This is a genomic window from Microbacterium sp. K2 (genome assembly GCF_051365005.1).
Taxonomy (GTDB): domain Bacteria; phylum Actinomycetota; class Actinomycetes; order Actinomycetales; family Microbacteriaceae; genus Microbacterium; species Microbacterium foliorum_B.
Genome location: NZ_JBLWII010000001.1, coordinates 2,070,890 through 2,090,451, shown reverse-complemented (window position 1 = coordinate 2,090,451; position 19,562 = coordinate 2,070,890). Strand labels below are relative to the sequence as shown.

Below are 19,562 nucleotides of genomic sequence, written 5' to 3'. Positions count from 1 at the left end.
GACGGGACCCCACCCGTGAGCAGCCTCGACTTCGACGGCAGCCCCGTGCAATTCACGCCGGGGCAGACGATCGGTGGTGCCCTCGCGGGAGCGGGCATCGTGTCGTGGCGCACGACACGGCGCGACCACGCACCTCGCGGGCTCTTCTGCGGCATCGGCGTCTGCTTCGACTGCCTCGTGACCGTCGACGGCGTGCGCAGCCAGCGTGCCTGTCTCGTCGAGGCGTGCGAGGGGCAGGACGTGCGCAGCGCCGACCCCGACGAGCCGCTGCCGCTGACGGCGCCGTCGTCCGAGCCGTCGCCGTTGCCGCCGTCGCAATCGCATCCGGAGGAGTCGTATGGCTGAGAACGTCACCCCGACGACCGAGACCGCGCCCGCCGATGTCGCGGTGGTCGGTGCAGGACCGGCAGGACTCAGCGCCGCAGTCGTCGCCGCCGAGCACGGACTGAAGGTCGTGCTGATCGACGCCTCGCGGCAGACCGGGGGGCAGTACTGGCGGCATCCCGACGAGCGTCATCGCGACGCCTTCGCGGCTCCGGAGAGCACCGGTCATCACCACTGGCGGCACTACACCGATCTGCGCGATCGTCTCGCCGCCGGAGTCGCGTCCGGTCGCATCGTGCATCTCTCCGGGCGGCAGGTGTGGCGCACCGACGGCTTCGGCGACCGGGTGGCCCTGCGCACCAGTGCGGTCGGCGCGCGTGACACTCTGCCCCAGGCCGAGCGCACCACGTGGGCGCGACGACTCGTGATCGCGACCGGGGCCTACGACCGCCAGCTGCCCGTGCCCGGGTGGACGCTGCCAGGAGTGATGGCCGCCGGAGGTGTGCAGGCGATGCTCAAGGCGAATCAGGTGCGGGCCGGACGCCGCGCGGTGGTCGCCGGCACCGGACCCTTCCTGCTCTCCGTCGCCGCAGGACTCGCCGAGGCCGGAGTCGAGGTGGTCGAGGTGGTCGACGCCAACGCCCTCTCGCGCTGGGCGGCGACACCCCTGCGAGCGCTGCAGGAGCCGGGGAAGCTGTGGGAAGGCGCGGGCTACGCGTCCACCTTCCTGCGCCATCGCGTGCCCTTCCGCACGCGCACCGTGATCAGTGCCGTGCGCGGCAGCGGGCGAGTGAGCGAGGTCGAGCTTTCGCGCGTCGACGGCGAGGGGCGCATCCGTCCCGGATCCTCGCGCACCGTCGCCGCCGACCTCGTCGCCTTCGGCTGGGGCTTCACCCCACAGCTCGAACTCGCCGTCGGACTCGGGCTGCGCACCCGCATCGATGTCGACGGATCGCTCGTGATCGATGTCGACGACGACCTGCGCGCGTCCGATCCGCTCGTCTTCGCCGCTGGCGAGGTCACCGGCATCGGCGGAGCCATCGCGTCGTGCGCAGAGGGTGAGCTCGCCGGATCCGCCGTCGCGAGAGACCTCGGCGCCGCGACCGACGCCAAGGCGATGGCCCGGCATCGTCGACGTCTGCAGCGTGGTCGGCGCTTCGCGGTCGGCATGCATCGGGCCAGCCCCGTGCCCGCCGCGTGGGACGAGTGGCTGACCCCCGAGACCCACGTCTGCCGCTGCGAAGAGGTCACCGCCGCCGAGGTGACCGATGCCGTGAACGGGCTGCGCGCCGACGACGCGCGCGACGTGCGGGTGACCGCGCGACCCGGAATGGGCCTCTGCCAGGGGAGGGTGTGCGGATTCGCCCTCTCGAAGCTCGTCGCGACCGGCACCGGCGACGTCGTCGATGCCCCCGCACTCGAATCCTTGACCAATCGACAGGTGGGCGTGCCCGTCTCGCTGGGCGACCTCGCCTCGCTCGTGCCGCACCACCCGAACCAGGAGGAGTCTTGACTTTGCACGACACATCCGACGACCGCGTCGACCAGATCATCGAACGCGCGGTGCGCGCATCGGAGCAGTGGAAGCGCGCCAGCATCGCCGAGCGTGCTCGCGCACTCGACACCGTGGCGGACGCCCTCGACCAGCACGCCGACGAACTCATCCCCGTGGCGCAGCGCGAGACCCATCTCGCCGAGGCGCGCCTGCGGGGCGAGCTGCGTCGCACCACGTTCCAGCTGCGCATGTTCGCCGAGATGCTCCCCGAGGGGCTCTGGCTCGACGCCCGGATCGACCACGCCGACGCCGAGTGGCCGATGGGTGCTCCGCGCCCCGACCTGCGCCGTCAGCTCGAGCCCATCGGCGCGACGCTCGTGTTCGCCGCGAGCAACTTCCCCTTCGCGTTCTCGGTGGCCGGAGGCGACACCGCCAGCGCGCTCGCCGCGGGCAACGCCGTGGTGCTCAAGGCCCATCACGGGCATCCGGATCTCTCCGACGCGACCACCGCGGTGGTCGTCGATGCACTCGCCGCGGCAGGTGCGCCCGAGGGACTGTTCCAGACCATCCATGGCACCGAGGCAGGGGTGCGTGCGCTGCGCGCTCCCGGAGTCAAGGCCGCCGCCTTCACCGGGTCGGTGAAGGGAGGGCGTGCGCTCTTCGACATCGCCGCGACGCGACCCGAGCCCATCCCGTTCTACGGCGAGCTCGGCAGCACCAACCCCGCCTTCGTCACGAAGCGCGCGGCCGATAAGGATGCTGCGGGCATCGCCCGAGACTTCGTGGCCTCTGTCACCGGGAGCGCCGGGCAGCTGTGCACCAAGCCGGGAGTGCTCTTCGTGCCCGCGGGGTCGTCGATCGTCGCCGAGCTCGAGGCGCAGCGGCTGCCGGCGGCGGCGCCGTTGCTCAACAGCGGCATCGAGAGCGGCTTCCGTGACTCGCTCGCCTCGACGCGTGCCGTCGCCGGTGTGCGCACGCTCTCGGCTGGTGCTGGTGCTGGTGCTGGTGTCGATGGCGACTCGGGCGCGGATGCCGGGGCGCCGGCACCCGTGCTGCTCGCCGCGTCGTCTGAGACGCTGCGGGCCGAGATGGACACGCTGATGAGCGAGATGTTCGGACCTGCCGCGCTGGTCGTGACCTACGACGACGAGAGCGAGATGCTCGAGATCGCCGATCGTCTGGAGGGCCAGCTGACGGCGACCGTCATCGGCGAGGACGACGACGAGATCGTGGTCGACCTGTTGCCGAAGCTGACGGCCCGCGCGGGCCGCGTGCTCTGGAACCAATGGCCGACCGGTGTCTCGGTGACCTGGGCGCAGCAGCACGGTGGCCCGTACCCGGCCACGACCGCCGTCGGAACCACCTCGGTGGGTATGGCCGCGATCACGCGCTTCCTGCGACCGGTCGCCTACCAGAACGTGCCGGAGTCCCTGTTGCCGGATGCTCTCAAAGAGGGCAACCCGCTCGGCATCGCGCGGCGCGTGGACGGCGTGCTGACGCTGCCCTGACGGGCGCGGCGTCCTGTGTGCGGGGTCAGTTTCGCATCGCGCGGGGCTGTTTCGGATGCATTTGTGACCCCGCACAAGCCAAGGGCCAGTCCGGGCAGCGACCGCGCGCTCAGATCGTCGAGGTCGGCATCCAGACGCGCATCGAGGCGCCGCCGTCGAACTCGGCGAACGGACGCAGCTCGACGGTCGTCGGCTCGGTCGACGGGAGATCCGGCCCGCGGGTGTAGAGCGGCTGCGCGTCGGTCGGCAGCCGGTGCGCGGGGATCGTGAGGAGCGGACCGAGCGGGCCACGTGACTCGACGTCCGCGGCCTCGGTCGCCAGCGACTCAGCGACAGCGTCGGCATCCACGGTGAGGCCGTCGACGTCTCCGACCGCGCAGTAGACGATGGGCCCGCGTCGCACGGCCACGGTTCCGCGCACTGCGTCGATGCGAGGGTTCGGGTGGATGACCTCGGCCTCCACCGGCAGCTCCAGCTCGAGCACGGTGCCGTCGACCAGGGCGTCGTCGATGACGATCCATCCTGCCTCGACGAGCGGCTCGATGGTGATGCCGTCGCGACGCAGGGTGAGCGGACGACCGGACGCCCACTGCGGCACGCGCAGCGCCAGCCGACGGCATCCCTCGGACGCGTCTCCGTCGACAGTGATCTGGATGCTGCCATCGACGGGGTAGGCGGTCTCGACCTGCACCGAGGCGCCATGCGCGCGCAGGGTGGCCGATGCGTAGAGCACGATGTCGAGGCCGTCCTCGCGTTCGGCGGCGAGGTGGTGCTCGAGCGTTGCGAACGTGCGCATCAGGTTCGGCGGGCAGCACGCGCAGCTGAACCAGCGACGACGTGCGGCCGGGGCGTCGCCGCCGTAGGGGCGCTCGTCGCGCACCTGCAGCGGGTTGACGTAGGTGAACGAGTCGCCCTGGGCGGAGATGCCCGCGGCGACGACGTTGTAGAGGGCGGTCTCGGCCACATCCATGCATGCGGCATCGCCCGTGGCGAGGTACATCCGCCAGGCCCAGCCGAAGAGGGCGACTCCCGCGCAGGTCTCGGCGTAGGCGCGGTCGGGCGGCAGCTCGAAGGCTTCGCCGAACGCCTCGTCCTCGTGCCGGGCGCCGGTGCCTCCTGTGAGGTACATGCGGCGCAAGACGAGGTCGTCCCATTGGGCGCGCATCACGTCGAGCATGGCGGTGTCGCCGGTCTCGAGATAGACGTCGGTGATCCCCTGGTTCAGGTAGAGCGCGCGCACCGCGTGCCCGCGCATCTTCGTGGCCTCCAGGGCGGGCTGCTCGTCCTGGTAGTACGGGGCGCCGAACATCACGCCCCCGAGGAAGCCCGAACCACGTCGGCGGATGAAGGATTCGGCCAGGGCGAGCGATGACTCGTCGCCCGTCGTGCGGTGCAGCTCGACGAGGGCCGCCTCGATGAGCGGGTGTCCGCAGTACTCCACCGCATCGTCGGCACCCATGCGCGCCACAACGTGCTCGACGAAACGCTCGGCGACCCGCAGCAGACGGTCGTCTCCGATCGCCCGATGCGCACCGACGGCTGCCTGGATCAGATGGCCCAGACAGTAGAGCTCGTGGCCCTGGGCGAAGTCCGTCCACGGCTGACGGTCGTCACGGCTGAGGTACGCGGAGTCGAGATAGCCGTCGTCCTGTTGCGCCCGCTCGATGAGATCGACGGTCCGGTCGAAGAACGACCGCAGAGCGGCATCCTCTTCACGGCCGAGCTCCCAGGCCGCGGCTTCGAGCGTTTTGTAGATGTCGGAGTCGGCGAAGAGCATGCCGCGGAACTCGACGTCTGCCTCGCCCGTGAGCCGCCGCACGTTGTCGAGGGTGCCGTACTCCTCGAGCATGGCGATGCCGTGCGGCAGCGTCACCTGCCGGTTGCGGCGGTGCCACTCGTGCACCGCTCCGCGCTCGACCAGAGGCGAAGACCGCAGCGGGCGGCGCACGCCGTGCGTCGTCGGCCCGACCGGGGCGTGAGCGGGGACTCGGGTCACTGGCATCGCGTGGCTCTTCTCCGAGGTGCGTCGGCGGCACCTCTCCTCGAGAGTGCAATTGTACTTGTACCGCGCAGATCGGGCTAGAGCCGATTGTGAAAGCTGGCGCGCTCGTGCCGATCGCGAGGATGCCGCACCTTGCTCGCCGTGTCCGCGACTACTCGAACCCGCCGGTCAATCTTCCCCGCATCCGCTGACTGCTGTCGTTCATCCCGATGATCTCGACCGTCTTCCCGAGCGCCGTGTACTTCATCTCGATCGCATCCAGAGCCGCGACCGTCGATGCATCCCAGATGTGCGATCCGGTGAGGTCGATGACGACGCGGTCGGGATCCTCCGGGTACGAGAACAGCGTCGTCAGGTCGTTGCTCGAGGCGAAGAACAGCTCACCGGTCACGGTGTAGGTGACGACGTCATCGGCGACAGTCCGCGACACCGAGACGAAGTGCGCCACCCGTCGCACGAACAGCACCGACGCGACGAGCACGCCGCCGACGACGCCGACCGCGAGGTTGTGCGTCAGCAGCACCAAGACGACGGTCGCGATCATCACGAAGGTCTCGCTCTTCGGCATCCGCTTGAGAGTCGACGGCTTGACGCTGTGCCAGTCGAAGGCTCCGATCGCGACCATGATCATCACCGCGACGAGGGCCGCCATCGGGATCGTGCTGACGAAGTCGCCGAAGACGACGACTAGCAGGAACAGGAAGATGCCGGCGCAGAACGTCGAGATGCGGGTGCGGGCGCCCGACGCCTTGACGCCGATCATGGTCTGGCCGATCACGGCGCATCCGCCCATGCCGCCGAAGATCCCCGAGAGCATGTTCGCCACGCCCTGTGCCCACGACTCACGCGTCTTGTTCGAGTGTGTATCGGTGATCTCGTCGACGAGCTTCGCGGTGAGCAGCGACTCCATGAGCCCGACCAGCGCGACCCCGAGCGCGAACGGCGCGATGATTGTGAACGTCTCCCAGGTCAGCGGCACGTTCGGGATGAAGAGCTCGGGCAGGCTCTTCGGCAGCTCGCCCTGATCGCCGACCGTCGGCACCGTGATCGCGAACGCCATCACCACAGCGGTCACGATGATCACCGACACGAGCGGCGCCGGCACGATCGTGGTGATCTTCGGCATCGCGATCATCACGACGATTCCCAGCGCGACCAGCGGATAGACCATCCACGGCTTGTCGATCAGCTGCGGGAACTGCGAGCTGAACACGAAGATCGCCAGCGCGTTCACGAACCCGACCATGACGCTGCGCGGAATGAACCGCATCAGCTTCGCGACACCCAGCACCCCGAGGAGCACCTGGAAGATGCCGGCGAGGATGACCGTCGCGATGAAGTAGTCCATCCCGTAGGTCGGCGCGACCGGCGCGATCACGAGCGCGACGGCTCCGGTCGCCGCTGTCACCATCGCCGGACGCCCACCGAGGAATGCGATCGACACCGCCATGATGAACGACGAGAACAGACCCACCTTCGGGTCGACGCCGGCGATCACCGAGAACGCGATCGCCTCGGGGATCAGCGCGAGCCCCACGACCAGACCCGCGAGCACCTCGCGCGTCAGCATCCGCGGACTCGTCAGCGCCTGAAGCACCGTGGGATTCGCCCGATAGCGGGCGCGATCGTCGATCGCAGTTGCAGACATGGGGATGCTCCAGAGAAAGTGCCCGGGGGCGGGGCAGAACAGTTAAGGGTACGGCGGATGCTGAGGTGCAGCGTCCCCCGGTCGTTGAGCTGACCACCCCTGTCCCGTGTCGGCAGCCGCGGATAGAGTGCGGTCATGGAACCCGTGCCGACCGACTTCTGGGGCGTCGTCGTGCCCTCGTGGCTCGGCGCCGTGGCATCCATCGCGGCATCGACCGTCGCGGTCATCGCCTTCATCAACAGCCTGTCGGCGAAGGGCGGTGTGCGCGAGATCGGGGATGCGTTGAACCGCGAGGTGACCGTTCAACCGGCGAGGCCCACTCTCAGGGGTTCTTCCGTGGCTGAGGCGGAGCCGTGGATGTTCCGGAGCGATAGACGAGTCGGGAGTTTCCGCAACACGAGCGGGGAGGTCCTGGTGGTGTCGGGCATCTCGGCGACGGCCGGTATCGAGGCGACGCTGCGCGAGCAGCTTCCGCTGCACGTGCCGCCAGCAGCGTCGTTTCAGGTGTACCTGAAGCAGAGTCTCGGGGGCCCCGCCGTGCGGGGTGTGACGCTCGAGTGGGTCCGCGAAGACCGGGCTGAGCTCTCGCGCACCTACTACTTGTAGGTGTCGCGGACGCAGCCCGGTTCTCACGTGGAAGGCGCGTTTCGTCTCGGTCGGCTCCGTCGTCCTCGCTCAACGACCTGGAGAAGTGTCTCGGAGCGATGTGCCCAGTCTGAGCCAAGAAAACTGAGCGGAATGGCAACTCATTGACCGAAGCTCGTGGATCATCTGCTCCCAGATTTTGCGCGCACGCCACTCTGGGCGGATACTCATCCCATCCGCGCCGCACGTCTCGGCCGGGGAAACGACATGCACAGCACCCCTGCTCTCGCACCTGAGACGACCATCGCCATCGTCGGCGCCGGCCGTCTCGGCGGCGTACTCGCGCGGACTCTGCGCGCAGCGGGCTTCGTGGTCCTGGGGCCCCTCGGGCGGGACGACCGGATGCCGGATGCCGATGTCGCCCTGCTCTGCGTTCCCGACTCGGCCATTGCGGCGGTGGCCTTCGCCGCGCGGCCGCATGCCCGCCTCGTCGCCCACGTCTCGGGTGCGACTCCGCTCACCGACGTCGACTTCAGCCTGCACCCGCTGCAGACCTTCACCGGCAAGGAGACGCCCGAGGTCTTCCGCGGCATCGGCGTCGCCGTCGACGGCCGCACGCCAGAGGCGCTCGAGGTGGCCGAAGCGCTCGCGCGGGCGCTCGGCGCCAACCCATTCCGCGTCGACGACGCCCACCGCGCGGAGTACCACGCCGCGGCATCCTTCGCCTCGAACTTCGTGCTCACCGTGCTCGATGCGGCCGAGCACCTCTCGCGGGACGCCGGGGTGGATCGCGCGCACCTCGCACCGCTCGTGCGCCAGACGGTCGACAACTGGGCGGCATCCAGCGCAGCATCAGCACTCACCGGACCCATCGCTCGCGGTGACGAGGTCACCGTGGCGCGGCAGCGCGCAGCATCCGCCGACTACCGAGACCTCTTCGACGCACTCGCCGCCGCCACTCGCGCGGTCGCCGGACGCGCGCCGCGCTCGGCCACCGCCGGCACGACCCCCGATCACACCGCCACCACCGAGGAGCCCGGGGCATGAGAATCCTCCGCACGATCGCCGAGGTGCGAGCAGCGGTCCGCGACGCCAAGGCAGCGGGCCGGTCGGTCGGACTCGTACCGACCATGGGCGCGTTCCACGAGGGGCATCTCTCGCTCATGCGCGCGGCACGGGAGCAGAACGACCTGGTCGTCGTCTCGCTGTTCGTCAACCCGACCCAGTTCGCCGCGAACGAAGACCTCAGCACCTACCCGCGCGACGAGGCTCGCGACGCCGCGCTCGCCGAGGCGGAGGGCGTCGACATCCTGTTCGCACCGGAACCGGCCGAGATCTACCCCGATGGCTTCGCCACGAACATCCACGTCGCGGGCATCACCGAAGTGCTCGACGGCGCGAGCCGCGGACCCCACCACTTCGACGGCGTCGCCACCGTCGTCACCAAGCTGTTCGGCATCGTGCTGCCCGACGTCGCCTACTTCGGCCAGAAGGATGCGCAGCAGGTGCTGGTCGTGCGCCGGGTCGTGCGCGACCTCGACCTCGACGTGCGGATCGTGGCCTGCCCGATCGTCCGCGAGCCCGACGGACTCGCCATGAGCTCGCGCAACGTCTACCTCGACGCGGGCGCACGCTCCCAGGCGACCGCACTCAACCGGGCGCTCGACGCGGCGGATGCCGCCCACCGAGCGGGGGATCGCGACGGCATCCTGCCTGCTGCCCATGCTGTTCTGACGGAGGCGGGAATCGACGCCGAATACCTGGAACTCCGGGATGCCGAGACCCTGCGGCCCGTGACCCGCATCGAACGAGACGCGCTGCTGCTCGTCGCCGCCCGTGTGGGTGCCGCGCGGCTCATCGACAACCACCTGCTGGCAGCCACCTCGACCTCCGAGACCAGCACGAACACTGAGACCAACTCGACCACCCACGGAAAGGGCGACGCGTGATGCGACGCACGATGCTGAAGTCGAAGATCCACCGCGCGACCGTCACGGGCAGCGACCTGAACTACGTCGGCTCGATCACCGTCGACCCCGACCTGCTCGAAGCCGCCGACATCCTGCCGCACGAGCAGGTGCACGTCGTCGACGTCGACAACGGCGCGCGCTTCGAGACCTACACGCTGGTCGGCGAGCGCGGGTCGGGCGTGATCCAGGTCAACGGTGCCGCCGCTCGCCTCGTGCACACCGGTGACACCATCATCGTCATCTCCTATGCCGACTACTCGCCCGAAGACCTCGCCGACTATGAACCCGTCGTCGTGCATGTCGATCGGTCGAACTCGATCGTCCGCGTCGACGACGCCGTCGGTGAACTGGTGGCGACCTCATGAGCGCCCACGCCGCACCGACCAAGCGGCTGACCCTGCGCGACCTCGACGCGAAGAAGCATGCGGGTGAGCCGATCGTCATGGTCACCGCCTACGACTTCCCGAGCGCGCAGATCGTCGAAGAGGCCGGCGTCGACATGGTGCTCGTCGGCGACTCTGCCGCGATGACGGTGCTCGGCTACGACAGCACCGTTCCGGTCACGACCGACGAGATGCTGATGCTCACGAAGGCCGTGCGCCGAGGACTCGCCAGACCGCTGCTCGTGGGCGACCTGCCCTTCGGCTCGTACGAGGCATCGGATGAGATCGCCATCGCGACCGCGCAGCGATTCGTCAAGGAGGCGGGCGTCGACCTGGTCAAGATCGAACGCGGCGGCGCCACCGTCGAACGTGCCCGCGCGCTGGTGAATGCCGGCATCCCTGTCGTCGGACACGTCGGACTCACACCGCAGACCGCCACCTCGCTCGGCGGATACCGCGCCCAGGGACGCACCGCAGACGCCGCACTCACCGTGATCGACGACGCCCTCGCGCTGCAGGATGCCGGAGTCTCGGTGCTGGTCATCGAAGCCGTTCCATCCGAAGTCACCGCGGCGCTCGCGCCCCTGCTGCGCATTCCGCTGATCGGCATCGGAGCCGGAGCGGATGCCGACGGCCAGGTGCTCGTCTTCCACGACCTGCTCGGCATCTACGTCGGCGGGGTCGCCAAGTTCGTCAAGCGCTATGCCGACGTGCGGGGCGTCTCGGTCGCCGGGGTCGCGGCCTATGCGAGCGAGGTGCGCGAAGGCGTGTACCCGGGGCCCGAGCACGGGTACGGGATGGCCGAGGGTGAGGCCGCCCGGCTGCAGGAGCTGCTCGCGGGGCGGTAGCATCACTTCCCGATCCTCACGCCTCCCAGCGAAGGATGTCGCCGGGCTGACACTCCAAGACCTCGCACAGTGCGTCCAGGGTCGAGAAGCGCACAGCCTTGGCGCGGCCGTTCTTCAGCACTGCGAGATTCGTCGGGGTGATGCCGATGCGCTCGGCCAGCTCGCCGACTCCCATCTTGCGCCGCGCCATCATCACGTCGATGTCGACCACGACGGGCATCAGATCACCTCGTTGTCGAGCTCCGAGCGCAGCGACTGTGCCTCGGTATCGCGCTCGATCGCCTGCCGCAGCAGCGCCTTCATGACGACGACCAGCAGCGCGATGCCGCCGAGCACCACGCCCGCGCCGCCGATGAGCGCAACGAGTCCCGGTGCGGCCGAGCCCGGTGCGAGTATCGCCGCGAGGATCCACGTGAGCGCCGCGGCCACGAGGATCGCGCCGATGATCGCGTCGATGTAGCGGAACGACGAGGTCGAGAAGATCGATCCGCGGCGCACCTTCGTCAGCAGCATCCACACGCAGATGCCGAACACCTGCAGGGTGCCGACGCCGAGAACCACGATCGATACGAGCGTGATCCGGCCCCACAGCTCTTCGGCGCCGAGGTCGATCCACAGCAGCGGCACGATGAGCGCCTGCACTGCCACGGATCCGATCAGCGCCAGCGCGATCACGACCTTCAACACGACGATCGTCGACTTCGCCATGACTCCACCTTTCATCGAGCAACAACAGAAATCTATCGTTAATCATTCGATATGGGAAGTCGGCGGAGGAGGGGACTCTGCCCCTCGGGAGGAGATCTGCCCCTGGAAGTCTGCTCCTCGGGAGGAGATCTGCCCCTGGGGAGGAGGGATATACGGGAAGCCCCCTCCCGAGGCGCAGTTCTCCTCCCGAAGAGGTGAGGGCTTCGTGACGCGCGTCCTGCCGATGCGGCCTCCCGAGGGGCTGTGCGCACTGCAGGGGCCTGCCGCCTCGGGAGGAGATCTGCCGCTGGGGAGGAGGGATGCGCGGGAAGCCCCCTCGCGAGGCGCAGTTCTCCTCCCGAAGAGGTGAGGGCTTCGTGACGCGCGTCTTGCGGCTGCGGCCTCCCGCAGGGGGGTGAGGCCGCGCGCCTACTCCGCGCGGCGCGCCCGAAGCACCAACGCGACCACTGCGAGCGCGATGACCGCGACCCCATATCCCACGCACACCGCGCCGAGCCCGAACACCCCGACCAGGGTTCCGGCGACGACGGCGGGCACTCCGAATGCGAGGTACGCGAGCAGGTAGATCACGGCGAATGTGTCGGCGCGGTCGGTGGCGGGGATGCTCGGTGCGAGTGAGGCGACGACTCCTGAGAAGGCGGTGCCGAAGCCCGTGCCGGTCACGGCCGTCGCAGCGAGGTAGAAGGGGAGCGACTCGACGCCGAGGGCGATGAGCGACAGCGCTGTTCCTGTCGCGAGGGTGGCGGTGCCGAAGATCACAGAGGTGCGCGGTCGGCGATTGCGGAACACGAACGCGGTGATCGCGCCGACGCCCGCCAGCATCGCGACTGCGAGCCCCTGCCAGACATGGGCTTCGCCGCCGAGCTCGGTGCGCACGATGGTGGCGCCGAGCGAGAGGAAGAGGCCGCCCGTCGCCCACCCGGCGATGATCGCCGGTGCGCCGCGCCAGAAGTCCGCGCGGATGCCGGCGGGCACCGACAGCCGGAAGCTCAGCGACCGCCACGCCCCCGCATGCAGCGGCGCGGTCTCGGGTGCGAGGAAGAACAGCGCGGCGAGCGCGAGGTAGATGACGGTGAGTGGCGCGAAGACGTCGAACAGCGGCTGGCCGGTCACGTCGAGGGCGATGCCCGAGACGAGTGCGCCGAGCGCGAGGCCGATTCCGGGGCTCAGGGCGTTCCAGAGGGCGGCGACCCTCGAGCGTCCGCCGGGTGCCAGATCGAGCGCGGCGGCTGAGAGTGCGGCGATGAGCACGCCACTCGCGGCGCCCTGCAGGATGCGCGCGAGCATGAGCGTCGCGACCGAGTCGGCGTGCCAGAAGAGCAGCATGCTTGCCGCGAGCAGCAGCAGTCCGCCGATCGCGACGGGGCGGCGTCCGATGTGGTCGGAGAGCGAGCCGGCCGAGAGCAGCGCGAGCAGCAGGGCGATCGCGTAGACGGCGAAGACCGCGCTGATGACGATCGCATCGAAGCCGATCTCGGCGGCGAGCACCGGGTAGAACGGCGAGGGAGCGCTCGCGCCGGTCATCATCGCGATCTGCGTCACGATCGCCAGCGCGAACCCGAAGCGCGGGCGGCGGATAGCGGATGCTGACGCCGGGGTTGTGGCGGTCGGTGACGTGGTGGTCATGCGTGCTCCCGCAGGGTCGGTCTCGAATCATTGGGTTCGAGAATCATCGAACTATCGGAGCGTACTCGCGTTCCACGGATTGTTCAACTATTCTCGAACCATGCCAGGCGAACTTCCGCATCCGGATCGCTCCGAGATCCAGCTCACTGACGTGCTCTTCGCGCTCAGCGACCCCGAGCGCCTGGCCATCGCGCGGCAGCTCGCCGACGGTCCGCTCGACATGGCTGCGTGCCACGCGACCGATCCGAACCTCCCCAAGTCGACCAAGTCGCACTTCATGAAGGTGCTGCGCGAGGCGGGCGTCATCCGCAACGAGCCCCACGGTCGACGGCGGATGCTGACGCTGCGGCGCGACGACCTCGACGCGCTGTTCCCCGGGTTGCTGGAGTCTGTGCTGCGCGGCTGAACTCCGGGCCGCGGGCGCGGAGCGAGCTCGCCGCCTCGGGAGGAGATCTGCTCCTCGGGAGGAGAGATTCGCGCGAAGTATCCTCCCCAGGGGCAGTTCTCCTCCCGAAGGGTGAGGGCCGGAGGGGTGAGAGTGCGAGGGCCCGAAGTGCGAGGGGCGGAGGGCCGAGGGCGGGACCTACCGGAAGTACGACGCCCCGTTGAGGTCGAGCACCGTACCCGAGGCCCATACGGCAGTGGGTGACGTGAGGTAGGCGACGGCATCCGCCACCTCTTCGGGAGTGCCGACGCGACCGAACGGGCTCTGCTCACGGATGCTGTCGCCCTGCTCGCTCTCGAGCTTCGCCGACTGCCGCTCGGTCGCCACCATGCCGGGCGAGATGGAGGTCACCGAGATGCCGTGAGGGGCGAGCACGAGTGCCATCGACTGGCCGAACGCCTGCAGCCCCGCCTTCGTCGCGGCGTATGCCGGGTGGTCGGCCTCGCCGCGGAACGCTCCACGCGACCCGACGTTGACGATCGCCCCACCCGATCGGCGCTCGATCATGTGCTGCGCCACGAGCATCGTCACATTCGACGCCCCGAGCAGGTTGACCGACACCATGGCAGACCACGCGGCCTGCCACTCGGCATACGACGTCGAATCGACGCGATGCTCATTGGCCGCGCTCGGCGCCACCGCAGCGTTGTTCACCAGGATGTCGAGTGACCCCAGGGCGTCGACGGCCTCATCGACCACGCGCTGCGCCTCGACAGGATCACCCAAGTCGCCTCCCACGAGCGCATGACCCGAACCCTCGAGCGACGCGAGGGTCTGCTCTGCGGCGACCTGATCCCGGCCGTAGTGCACGACGACCCGGTCACCTCGTCGAGCGAGCACCTGCGCGACCGCGCGGCCGATGCCGCGCGAGCTGCCCGTGATCAGCGCATGCGCCATGTCAGGACGCGACCTGCGCGCGACCGATCGTGCGCACCGGGGGCTCGATCTCGGCCCAGACCGAATCGAGCGAGAGGTGCAGCACGCCGGCGATCGCCGCGATGGTCGAGAAGGCGGGCGTCGCGACGCGTCCGGACTCGATCTTGCGCAGCGTCTCGGGCGAGACGCCGGCATCGAGGGCGACGCTCAGCATCGACCGCTCGCCGCGTGCGCGTCGCAGCAGGGCGCCGAGACGCTCTCCGCGTTCGACCTCGGCGGGAGTCAGCGGCATCCGAACCATCATGTGCCCATTCTAATCCCGGGATAGTATTACCGGGATAGTTATTGGAACGGCGGGAAGCCGGATGCGGAGACAACCATGATCGAGATCCTCAACGACGACCAGCTCGCCCGGGCGAGGGATGCCGGCGCGCTCGTCGGCGGCATCCTGCAATCGCTCAAGCAGCGCACGACGGTCGGCGTGAACCTGCTCGACCTCGACCGCTGGACGAAGCAGATGATCGAGGATGCCGGCGCGGTGTCCTGCTACGTCGACTACGCCCCGTCGTTCGGCCGCGGGCCCTTCGGCCACTACGTCTGCACGGCAGTGAACGATGCGGTGCTGCACGGGATGCCGCACGACTACGCGCTCGCACGCGGCGACCTGCTCACGCTCGACCTCGCCGTCACGCTGCGCGGGATCTCGGCGGATGCCGCCATCAGCTTCGTGGTCGGCGGCGGCGGCGCCGAATCCGCCGACAGCGCAGCATCCGATCTCGCGATGATCGACGCGACCGAGCGCGCGCTCGCCGCAGCCATCGCCGTGGCCCGCCCGGGGGCCCGCATCGGAGACCTCTCGCACGCGATCGGCACCGTGCTCAGTGATGCGGGCTATCCGATCAACCTCGAGTTCGGCGGCCACGGCATCGGCTCGACGATGCACCAGGACCCGCACGTCGCCAACGACGGACGCCCCGGGCGCGGCTACACGCTGCGCCCGGGCCTGCTGCTCGCGCTCGAGCCGTGGGTCATGGCCGACACCGACGTGCTGGTCACCGACGAAGACGGCTGGACCCTCCGCAGCGCCACAGGCTGCCGCACGGCCCACGCCGAGCACACGATCGCGATCACCGAGACCGGCGCCGAGATCCTCACGCTCCCGCGCTGAGCGTCACTTCTTCTGCGACCCGCTCCGCACGCGGCGCACCGCACGACCGGCCAGATCCTTGAGCCGCCCACCGGGCCACTGCCGACGCAGTTCGACGGTGCCACCGCGACCGGCGACCGGCGTGCACGTGCGACCCGCGAGCAGCGGTGAGCGTCCGGCGGCGGCGAGGGTCTCGGCATCCGCGGTGAGGGGGACGTCGAACGTCCAGCCCGCGCGACGCACTGTCACGAACAGCTTCGCGCCGCGCGTCTCATCATCGGGCCGGAACACCTTCAGAGGGTCGATGGCGACGGCGATCGCGCCGAGATTCCGCGGTTGTAGACGCGCCACGCGACGCTCGACCCCGGCGGCCTTGTCACGCCACAGCAGCTCGACATGATCGTTCTGCAGCTCGCGCCCTGCTTCGACGACCCCGGTCGGCAGGCCGTCCATCGCGATGGGCAGCGACGTCATCACGCCCGTGCCGGGCTCGAACACGAGAGCGTCCTGCCCGTCGCGGGTGATCGAGACATCGATCGTCAGATACAGCCCGCCGCCGCGCGACCACCGCGCTGAGGTCACGACCGCGCGGCATGCGAGCTCGGCCTCGAAACGGGCGAACGTCAGCAGGTCGGCACGCCGGTCGGCGCGGAGCAGTGCGGCTCGGATGCGGTTCGGAAAGGCCAGGCCCCCGTCGACACCCGGACCGAAGCGACGTCGCGCGAGCGGGATCACGACGTCGAGCAGACGTGAACGGTAGTCCTCGGGATACCCGGCGTACTTCTTGCCTGACACCCGCTTGAGGATCTTGCCGCGGAACCAGTGCCGCAGCAGCCTGTCGCGCAGGCGCCCGGGCTCGGTGTATCGCTCGACCAGGTCGAGAACGGCCTCGAGGTGGGGGAAGTACGTCTCGGGTTCGATCCGCGACGAACTCGCACTGCCCGCGTGCTTGACCCACGCGTAGCAGGGCCGGCTCGCGAGGATCGAGATCGTCGACGCCTCGAAGTAGGCCCGCATCACGAATAGGTGATCCTCGAGCCGCACCTTGCCGTCGGGGAAGCGGATGCGCTTCTCGCGCAGGAACGAGGTGCGGAACATCTTGTGCGGCGTGAGCATCTCGAGCAGCGGATCCTGGCCGAGGCGGGCGCGCGGGATGTCCTTCCGGAAGATGCGGCTCGGCAGCCGGCGTCCGATGCCCACCTCCTTGCCGACCACGACATCGGATGCATGCTGGTCGGCGTAGTCGCACAGGGCTTCGAGGGCGCCGTCATAGAGCCAGTCGTCCTGATCGACGAACTGGATGTACGTGCCGCGGGCATCGTCGATGCCGTGGTTGCGCGGGGTTCCCGGCCACCCCGAGTGCGGCAGGTACGCCACGCGCACGTAGTCGCGATCGCGGGCGATCTCGACCAATCGGGCCGCTGTCTCCTCGCCCGAGCCGTCGTCGCACAGCAGCACCTCGAACCGGTCGTGGTCGAGTGTCTGCCGGTCGAGGGAGGCGATGAGTTCATCGAACGCCGCTCCCGGTCGGAACACGGGGACGACCACGCTCACTCGGACGGAAGTGGACGCAGGGGAAACGGCAGGAGAATTCGACATCTACGGCAGTCAAACATCGTCGTCTGTGGAGCGCAGGGGGCTTGCTTTCAGGAGCGCGTGCGTGCAGTGCGCGTCAGGAACCCCGCGCGTGAGCTGCGGCCCGTGCACGGAGGAAGTCGATGACGGCCTCGTCGTCGGAGAGCGCGATCGCCCGCGCATACGCCTCGGTCGCATCCTGCCCGGCCTCCGCGAGCAGACCCGCTCGCGCGGCCCAGTACGGCTGGAATCCGTCTGCCTCGGGCGGAAGCGCGTCGAGCCCCGCCTCCGCTCCGTCGATGCGGGCGGTGACGACGGCGGCCGCGACCCGGGCCCCGAGGGTCGGCGCGACGGTGAGAAGCGCCGAGTACAGCATCCGCAGCGACCTCCAGTCGGTGACGCCCGTGCGCAGCCGGTCGCAGTGCACCGCCTGGATCGCGGCCTCGAGCTGAAAGCGCCCCGGCGCATCCGTCGGCCGCGCTCGCCGCAGGTAGGCCTCGCCCTCGGCGATCAGCTCGGCATCCCACGAGGCGGGGTCCTGCTCGTCGAGGGGCACGAACTCGCGCGACCGCCGGGCGAGCGTCAATGTGGTGAGGGCTGCGAGGCCCCACGCCTCGGGCTCGTCGTCGAGCAGCCCGGCCAGGGTGACGGCCAGGTACTGCGCCTCGCCCGCCATCGACTCGGCATCGCCCCGCCATGTGAGTGCGGCGCATCCGTAGACCGCCTCGAGCACGGCGGGAAGCCGTTCGGGCATCGACCGGCGGTCGGGAACCGCGAACGGAATCCGAGCATCCTTGATGCGCCGCTTCGCCCGCACCAGCCTCTGCGCCATCGCCGACGGTGGCACCGCGAACGCCCGCGCGACCTCGACGGCCTCGAATCCGAGCACCGTCTGCAGCATGAGCGGAGCCCGCACGGTCGGATCGATCGCCGGGTGCGCGCACACGAACAGCAGCTCGAGTCGCTTGTCGCCGATCGCGAGCGGATCGTGGTCGGCGAGCGGGTCGACTCGCGCACTCGCCTCGTCGAGAGGATCGGATGCTCTCGCGGCCTTCGACTTCCACACGTCGCGCAGCCTGTTCCTCGCCACGGTCAGCAGCCATCCTTCCGGATTGTCGGGCACGCCGTCGTCGGGCCAGCGCCGCAGCGCCTCCTCGAAGGCGGTCGACAGCGAGTCCTCGGCGAGCGCGAGGTCGCCGGTCCGCGCGGCGAGCAGCGCGACGAGCCGGCCGTAGGAGGTCCGTGCCGCGCTCTCGGCGGCGGCGCGGACCTCCTCGGGGATCATCGGTTCGGCGTCCAGACGCCGTCGACCGTGAACACGGCCCCGGGGCGGATCTCGACCGCGCCCCAGAAGGCGGGAGGAGCCTGCCGGGCGAACCCGATCGCGGCGTCCAGGTCGGGCACGTCGATGACGACCGTGCCGCCGAGCTGCTCCTTGGTGTCGGCGAACGGGCCGTCCTGCACCCGCAGTTCGCCGTCGCGCACCGTGACCGTCGTGCTCACGGCCGACGGCTGCAGCACCTCGGCGGCGATCAGCACCCCCGCCGACTGCAGGGTGGCGGCGTAGCTCGCGAACGCGGCCTGCCCCTGTTCGAGGGCCTCGGCCCCCAGAGTCTCGGCGTCGAACTCTTCGTAGTGCAACAGCAGTGTGTAGCGCATGGTCTCTTCCTCACTGTTCGTCGGTCAGCGTACAGAGGGATGACGACCGAGCGATCGGCCGATCGACACATCCGGCGAAGTTTGGTGAGGATGCCGGATTCCCACCCGGCACTCAGCCTTAACGATATATCGTTGACTATCGCTCACCATTTCCGGGAGGTCATCATGAACAACGCATTCCCCTCGAACCCGTTCGGCGGATCCGGCTTCGGCTCGGGCCCCGGCGGACCCGCATCCGCGATCTTCGATGCCATGGAGCAGCTCCGCAAGACGTTCGAGCAGCGCCCCAGTGGCGGCTCGCGCATGGCGAAGGGCGACGTCCGCACCGCGGTGCTGTCGCTGCTCGCCGAGAAGCCGATGCACGGCTACCAGATCATCAACGAGATCGCCGACCGCAGCGGCGGCACGTGGAAGCCCAGCGCAGGCTCGGTCTACCCCACGCTGCAGCTGCTCGCCGACGAGGGCCTCATCGAGGCCGACGAGCAGAACGGTCGCAAGACCTACTCGCTCACCGAAGCCGGCCGTGCCGTCGCCGCCGAGCACACCGAGACGCGGGCGCCGTGGGAGTCGCAGTCGAAGGGCGAGGGCTCGCACGACAACCCCCGCTACAGCGCACTGCCCAAGGCGGGCGTCGACCTCGCCGCGGCAGCTGCGGCCGTCGGCCGCAGCGGCAGCACCGAGCAGGTGCAGCAGGCGGTCGAGATCCTCGACGAGGCCCGCCGTAGGCTGTACTCGATCCTCGCTCAGGACTGATCGCACACGA

21 protein-coding genes are annotated in these 19,562 nt (G+C 69.6%); 11 read left to right on the top strand and 10 right to left on the bottom strand.

The window, feature by feature from the left end:
- Positions 1-15: 15 nt before the first annotated feature.
- The 3 genes from ACLKOY_RS10135 to ACLKOY_RS10125 are packed head-to-tail and all read left to right on the top strand — an operon-like array spanning position 16 to position 3,327.
- Entirely contained in the window at positions 16-345 is a 330-nt protein-coding gene (locus ACLKOY_RS10135; protein WP_436453504.1) for a (2Fe-2S)-binding protein, read from the top strand.
- Complete coding sequence (locus ACLKOY_RS10130) at positions 338-1,837, top strand: FAD-dependent oxidoreductase (protein WP_436453503.1); 1,500 nt, start codon at positions 338-340, stop codon at positions 1,835-1,837. The genes ACLKOY_RS10135 and ACLKOY_RS10130 overlap by 8 nt, the downstream gene beginning before the upstream one ends.
- Positions 1,834-3,327 carry an aldehyde dehydrogenase (NADP(+)) gene (locus ACLKOY_RS10125; RefSeq protein ID WP_436453502.1) on the top strand — a complete coding sequence of 498 codons (1,494 nt, stop codon included), beginning with the start codon at positions 1,834-1,836 and terminating at the stop codon, positions 3,325-3,327. The genes ACLKOY_RS10130 and ACLKOY_RS10125 overlap by 4 nt, the downstream gene beginning before the upstream one ends.
- 109 nt (positions 3,328-3,436) lie before the next feature.
- Here the strand turns inward: ACLKOY_RS10125 and ACLKOY_RS10120 are convergent, their stop codons facing one another.
- Both ACLKOY_RS10120 and ACLKOY_RS10115 read right to left on the bottom strand, forming a co-directional pair.
- Positions 3,437-5,329, bottom strand: a complete 1,893-nt coding sequence (locus tag ACLKOY_RS10120; protein WP_436453501.1) for a glycoside hydrolase family 127 protein — start codon at positions 5,327-5,329, stop codon at positions 3,437-3,439.
- Between the two features lie 151 nt (positions 5,330-5,480).
- Positions 5,481-6,977 carry a SulP family inorganic anion transporter gene (locus tag ACLKOY_RS10115; RefSeq protein ID WP_436453500.1) on the bottom strand — a complete coding sequence of 499 codons (1,497 nt, stop codon included), beginning with the start codon at positions 6,975-6,977 and terminating at the stop codon, positions 5,481-5,483.
- Positions 6,978-7,112: 135 nt separating this feature from the next.
- Between ACLKOY_RS10115 and ACLKOY_RS10110 the strand changes: the two genes are divergently transcribed.
- The 5 genes from ACLKOY_RS10110 (at position 7,113) to panB (ending at position 10,763) form a co-directional block, all read left to right on the top strand.
- Positions 7,113-7,583 (top strand): hypothetical protein, encoded by a 471-nt coding sequence (locus ACLKOY_RS10110; protein ID WP_436453499.1) that lies wholly within the window; start codon positions 7,113-7,115, stop codon positions 7,581-7,583.
- 246 nt (positions 7,584-7,829) lie between these two features.
- On the top strand, positions 7,830-8,609 hold the full coding sequence (locus ACLKOY_RS10105) for a DUF2520 domain-containing protein (RefSeq protein ID WP_436453498.1): 780 nt from the start codon (positions 7,830-7,832) through the stop codon (positions 8,607-8,609).
- Positions 8,606-9,511, top strand: a complete 906-nt coding sequence (gene panC / locus ACLKOY_RS10100) for a pantoate--beta-alanine ligase (RefSeq protein WP_436453497.1) — start codon at positions 8,606-8,608, stop codon at positions 9,509-9,511. The genes ACLKOY_RS10105 and panC overlap by 4 nt, the downstream gene beginning before the upstream one ends.
- The gene (gene panD, locus ACLKOY_RS10095) at positions 9,511-9,897 is read left to right on the top strand and encodes an aspartate 1-decarboxylase (RefSeq protein WP_436454113.1); all 387 of its coding nucleotides are present in this window, start codon (positions 9,511-9,513) and stop codon (positions 9,895-9,897) included. Before panC ends, panD begins: the two co-directional genes overlap by 1 nt.
- A complete protein-coding gene (panB, locus tag ACLKOY_RS10090) occupies positions 9,894-10,763 on the top strand; it encodes a 3-methyl-2-oxobutanoate hydroxymethyltransferase (protein WP_436453496.1) in 870 nt (289 codons plus the stop codon). Before panD ends, panB begins: the two co-directional genes overlap by 4 nt.
- A 16-nt stretch (positions 10,764-10,779) precedes the next feature.
- Here panB and ACLKOY_RS10085 read toward each other — a convergent pair whose 3' ends face one another.
- The 3 genes from ACLKOY_RS10085 to ACLKOY_RS10075 form a co-directional block, all read right to left on the bottom strand.
- Entirely contained in the window at positions 10,780-10,983 is a 204-nt protein-coding gene (locus ACLKOY_RS10085) for a helix-turn-helix domain-containing protein (RefSeq protein ID WP_042540715.1), read from the bottom strand.
- Entirely contained in the window at positions 10,983-11,471 is a 489-nt protein-coding gene (locus ACLKOY_RS10080; protein ID WP_436453495.1) for a DUF2975 domain-containing protein, read from the bottom strand. The genes ACLKOY_RS10085 and ACLKOY_RS10080 overlap by 1 nt, the downstream gene beginning before the upstream one ends.
- Before the next feature lie 408 nt (positions 11,472-11,879).
- The gene (locus tag ACLKOY_RS10075; protein ID WP_436453494.1) at positions 11,880-13,097 is read right to left on the bottom strand and encodes an MFS transporter; all 1,218 of its coding nucleotides are present in this window, start codon (positions 13,095-13,097) and stop codon (positions 11,880-11,882) included.
- Positions 13,098-13,197: 100 nt separating this feature from the next.
- Here ACLKOY_RS10075 and ACLKOY_RS10070 point away from each other — a divergent pair, with 100 nt between their 5' ends.
- Positions 13,198-13,503 carry a transcriptional regulator gene (locus ACLKOY_RS10070; RefSeq protein WP_363572825.1) on the top strand — a complete coding sequence of 102 codons (306 nt, stop codon included), beginning with the start codon at positions 13,198-13,200 and terminating at the stop codon, positions 13,501-13,503.
- Between the two features lie 177 nt (positions 13,504-13,680).
- Here ACLKOY_RS10070 and ACLKOY_RS10065 read toward each other — a convergent pair whose 3' ends face one another.
- Together ACLKOY_RS10065 and ACLKOY_RS10060 are read right to left on the bottom strand one after the other, a co-directional pair.
- On the bottom strand, positions 13,681-14,439 hold the full coding sequence (locus ACLKOY_RS10065; protein WP_436453493.1) for an SDR family NAD(P)-dependent oxidoreductase: 759 nt from the start codon (positions 14,437-14,439) through the stop codon (positions 13,681-13,683).
- A gap of 1 nt (position 14,440) precedes the next feature.
- Complete coding sequence (locus ACLKOY_RS10060) at positions 14,441-14,719, bottom strand: helix-turn-helix domain-containing protein (protein WP_311244168.1); 279 nt, start codon at positions 14,717-14,719, stop codon at positions 14,441-14,443.
- Between the two features lie 78 nt (positions 14,720-14,797).
- Here ACLKOY_RS10060 and map point away from each other — a divergent pair, with 78 nt between their 5' ends.
- Entirely contained in the window at positions 14,798-15,586 is a 789-nt protein-coding gene (map, locus tag ACLKOY_RS10055; protein ID WP_436453492.1) for a type I methionyl aminopeptidase, read from the top strand.
- Positions 15,587-15,589: 3 nt separating this feature from the next.
- Here the strand turns inward: map and ACLKOY_RS10050 are convergent, their stop codons facing one another.
- The 3 genes from ACLKOY_RS10050 to ACLKOY_RS10040 form a co-directional block, all read right to left on the bottom strand.
- Positions 15,590-17,119 carry a glycosyltransferase family 2 protein gene (locus tag ACLKOY_RS10050; protein ID WP_436453491.1) on the bottom strand — a complete coding sequence of 510 codons (1,530 nt, stop codon included), beginning with the start codon at positions 17,117-17,119 and terminating at the stop codon, positions 15,590-15,592.
- 118 nt (positions 17,120-17,237) lie between these two features.
- Positions 17,238-18,425: an RNA polymerase sigma factor gene (locus ACLKOY_RS10045; protein ID WP_436453490.1), complete on the bottom strand. Its 1,188-nt coding sequence runs from the start codon at positions 18,423-18,425 to the stop codon at positions 17,238-17,240.
- On the bottom strand, positions 18,422-18,799 hold the full coding sequence (locus ACLKOY_RS10040; RefSeq protein ID WP_436453489.1) for a YciI family protein: 378 nt from the start codon (positions 18,797-18,799) through the stop codon (positions 18,422-18,424). Before ACLKOY_RS10040 ends, ACLKOY_RS10045 begins: the two co-directional genes overlap by 4 nt.
- A gap of 165 nt (positions 18,800-18,964) precedes the next feature.
- On the opposite strand from ACLKOY_RS10040, the gene ACLKOY_RS10035 reads away from it, so the two are divergent.
- Positions 18,965-19,552, top strand: a complete 588-nt coding sequence (locus ACLKOY_RS10035) for a PadR family transcriptional regulator (RefSeq protein WP_140035836.1) — start codon at positions 18,965-18,967, stop codon at positions 19,550-19,552.
- Positions 19,553-19,562: the final 10 nt, after the last annotated feature.

What these genes read in the sequence shown, in the direction of transcription:
- ACLKOY_RS10130 (WP_436453503.1), top strand. Translation starts at nt 338, where the DNA reads ATGGCTGAGAACGTCACCCCGACGACCGAGACCGCGCCCGCCGATGTC.
- ACLKOY_RS10120 (WP_436453501.1), bottom strand. Translation starts at nt 5,329, where the DNA reads ATGCCAGTGACCCGAGTCCCCGCTCACGCCCCGGTCGGGCCGACGACG.
- ACLKOY_RS10115 (WP_436453500.1), bottom strand. Translation starts at nt 6,977, where the DNA reads ATGTCTGCAACTGCGATCGACGATCGCGCCCGCTATCGGGCGAATCCC.
- ACLKOY_RS10110 (WP_436453499.1), top strand. Translation starts at nt 7,113, where the DNA reads ATGGAACCCGTGCCGACCGACTTCTGGGGCGTCGTCGTGCCCTCGTGG.
- ACLKOY_RS10105 (WP_436453498.1), top strand. Translation starts at nt 7,830, where the DNA reads ATGCACAGCACCCCTGCTCTCGCACCTGAGACGACCATCGCCATCGTC.
- panC (WP_436453497.1), top strand. Translation starts at nt 8,606, where the DNA reads ATGAGAATCCTCCGCACGATCGCCGAGGTGCGAGCAGCGGTCCGCGAC.
- panD (WP_436454113.1), top strand. Translation starts at nt 9,511, where the DNA reads ATGCGACGCACGATGCTGAAGTCGAAGATCCACCGCGCGACCGTCACG.
- panB (WP_436453496.1), top strand. Translation starts at nt 9,894, where the DNA reads ATGAGCGCCCACGCCGCACCGACCAAGCGGCTGACCCTGCGCGACCTC.
- ACLKOY_RS10085 (WP_042540715.1), bottom strand. Translation starts at nt 10,983, where the DNA reads ATGCCCGTCGTGGTCGACATCGACGTGATGATGGCGCGGCGCAAGATG.
- ACLKOY_RS10080 (WP_436453495.1), bottom strand. Translation starts at nt 11,471, where the DNA reads ATGGCGAAGTCGACGATCGTCGTGTTGAAGGTCGTGATCGCGCTGGCG.
- ACLKOY_RS10075 (WP_436453494.1), bottom strand. Translation starts at nt 13,097, where the DNA reads ATGACCACCACGTCACCGACCGCCACAACCCCGGCGTCAGCATCCGCT.
- ACLKOY_RS10070 (WP_363572825.1), top strand. Translation starts at nt 13,198, where the DNA reads ATGCCAGGCGAACTTCCGCATCCGGATCGCTCCGAGATCCAGCTCACT.
- ACLKOY_RS10065 (WP_436453493.1), bottom strand. Translation starts at nt 14,439, where the DNA reads ATGGCGCATGCGCTGATCACGGGCAGCTCGCGCGGCATCGGCCGCGCG.
- ACLKOY_RS10060 (WP_311244168.1), bottom strand. Translation starts at nt 14,719, where the DNA reads ATGGTTCGGATGCCGCTGACTCCCGCCGAGGTCGAACGCGGAGAGCGT.
- map (WP_436453492.1), top strand. Translation starts at nt 14,798, where the DNA reads ATGATCGAGATCCTCAACGACGACCAGCTCGCCCGGGCGAGGGATGCC.
- ACLKOY_RS10045 (WP_436453490.1), bottom strand. Translation starts at nt 18,425, where the DNA reads ATGATCCCCGAGGAGGTCCGCGCCGCCGCCGAGAGCGCGGCACGGACC.
- ACLKOY_RS10040 (WP_436453489.1), bottom strand. Translation starts at nt 18,799, where the DNA reads ATGCGCTACACACTGCTGTTGCACTACGAAGAGTTCGACGCCGAGACT.
- ACLKOY_RS10035 (WP_140035836.1), top strand. Translation starts at nt 18,965, where the DNA reads ATGAACAACGCATTCCCCTCGAACCCGTTCGGCGGATCCGGCTTCGGC.